1 protein-coding gene is annotated in these 2,070 nt (G+C 61.6%); it reads right to left on the bottom strand.

Annotation, left to right across the window (positions count from 1 at the left end):
* The coding region (locus ACRWND_RS30640; RefSeq protein ID WP_431955209.1) for a hypothetical protein at window positions 1–1,907 on the bottom strand (1,907 nt) is incomplete at its 3' end.
* Window positions 1,908–2,070: the final 163 nt, after the last annotated feature.

Genomic DNA, 2,070 nt, shown 5'->3' with positions numbered 1-2,070 from the left:
TCGGTGAGCCCTACTTCTCTTTGTGATGCGGTCTTCACTGTCTCTTGCGAGACATGAGGCGCCGGTGTGCCGGCCGACAGGCCTGTGACTGTGTTTTCCTCTGTGCCTTTGCTGCTCGTTCGGGGTGGCGCGGAGTCCTCTTTCAGGGGCAGGAGTACAGGGGGTTGAGTGTCGGTGACGGGGATGAACTGCAGGTTGGTGGAATCGGAGATCAGGTAGTAGCCGTGCAGGTCGAAGTCGAGGATCTTCTGCAGGGCGTCCCAGTTTGCGACGTGGCCGATCCATCCGCTTTCTCTGTAGAGGATGTATCCCTGTTCATTGACGAAGTCGTCTCCGAGAGCCGCCCAGCGCCCCGTCAGGGACGCGCCGTTCGGCAGCACCACGGTGCCGCCGGAACCGACCTGATAGGTGTAGGAGCGGGTCGAGTGCGCATACGAGCGCGTGAAAGGTGCGAAAAGTTCCGGTGTTGCCTCTGCGGACAGAGGGACTCGCGCCGGAGGCTCCAACTCGTCGGAGTTGTGGCTCTGGGGATGGAAGCTGTCCATCCAGGATTCTGGAGCTGTCACCGTGATCGATCGGCCCAGCTCCCAACCCTCCACCTGCGGGTCCAAACCTGCTTCTCGAGCACCCCCAAGCCGTCTCTGACGCCGAGTCGCGGAAGCGTCGTGCACACCCGCGGAGCCACCCGTTCTGGTGTTTCGCCTGCTGCCTTCAATAATTTCGAGTCGGTCCTGTGGCCGGTGTCGCCTGCTGCCCTCCACGAACTCGGGCATCACGGGGTCAGGGACACTTCCCGCTTGGCTCTGCAGGTTTTGGTTGAGGGCGATGTGAGCTTCGGGAGAGCTACCGAAGTCCATTGCCATTTTCTGGGCAACTTCGTTTGCACGCAGAGTGGGTTGCGTTCGTCCTCGGTCACGGCCCAAGGCGAACGCCACTACGTCTATAGTGCTGTTGTACAGCTTCCGATAAGATCTGGCCTCGTCTGAAAGCTGTCCGGATTCGGCCGGAGGAGCGACGTGGAATTGGGCGACGATTTCCGCCGCCTGCTGTCGGAGTTGGCTGCCGTCAGGTGCTTCCCGAAGGTATTCGTGCGCGTAGCGGATTCGGTCTGACCACTCTTCGAGCACTGCGGCAGTGGGCTGGGGGTATCTGGCGTTCTGTGGTTGAGAGTTCGTACCGGTCCTCGTTCCGTGGGTCCGGAGCGGCATCTGTGGCAACTGCCCGACTTCCTGAGAACCCCAGCCCCGAGGCGGACGCCTTGCGAGGTGCTCAGGACTTCCAGCAAGGCGATGGAGGACGTTGCGCTCCAATTCGCTGATGGCGAACTCGCGCTTACTTCCCTGATTGTCTTGACGCCATGCAGTCGCCTGGACAAGAACAGCCTGCAGGGCCGGCGTATTGCCTGGCTGGGCAAGGGCAGTTTTCACGGCTGCGTCGACATCTTTCAGGTTTGTGCGAGGCCGCAGACCAGGGAGTGCTGATATTTCTTTCCAATTTTCCATTGCTTCGGGCGGTGGCCAGTTCGCCGACTCGCCGGACAGCGCCTCGCGAAGCCTGGCGCTGTCGTACATCACCTGCGTCCACTGCTTCCTGACCTGCTCCCATGAACGCCCGTCATGATCAAGAAGATTCACGGTGTAGGCGAACTCTGAAAGGTCGGTGTCCAGTTTCGGCAGCACAGACCTGACGACGGTGCGGTCCAGCTCGACAGTACCCTGCGGGCCCCCCTGAATGAGCCGACTCGTTCGAAGGGTGCTGCGTACCAAAGGTTGAACTGCGTCCCGCTTCAAAAATTCGAACCCGAGGGCGCGCTGGTGGTGTACGACGTTGAGCTCGCTCGTGATCCGCAGCATCCGGTCCAGGGCACCTGCGAGCCCATCGCCCGCCAGCCGCGCTTGCAGCGCCAACTGCTGAGCATGGTGGTCAGAGCCCAGTCCTGCTATCCAGGCGGCTGCATCCCACCGGGCTTGCGTACGCCGCTTGAGGTCCTGGTACTGCTCACGAGCCTGGGCGACGCCGTTGACGTCTGCCAGGTTGCGCAGTTCAACGAGTACCTTGCCACGGTCCAGT

Source organism: Actinacidiphila sp. bgisy167, assembly GCF_965342175.1.
Classification (GTDB): Bacteria; Actinomycetota; Actinomycetes; order Streptomycetales; family Streptomycetaceae; genus Actinacidiphila.
This window is presented reverse-complemented; position numbering and strand designations above follow the sequence as displayed.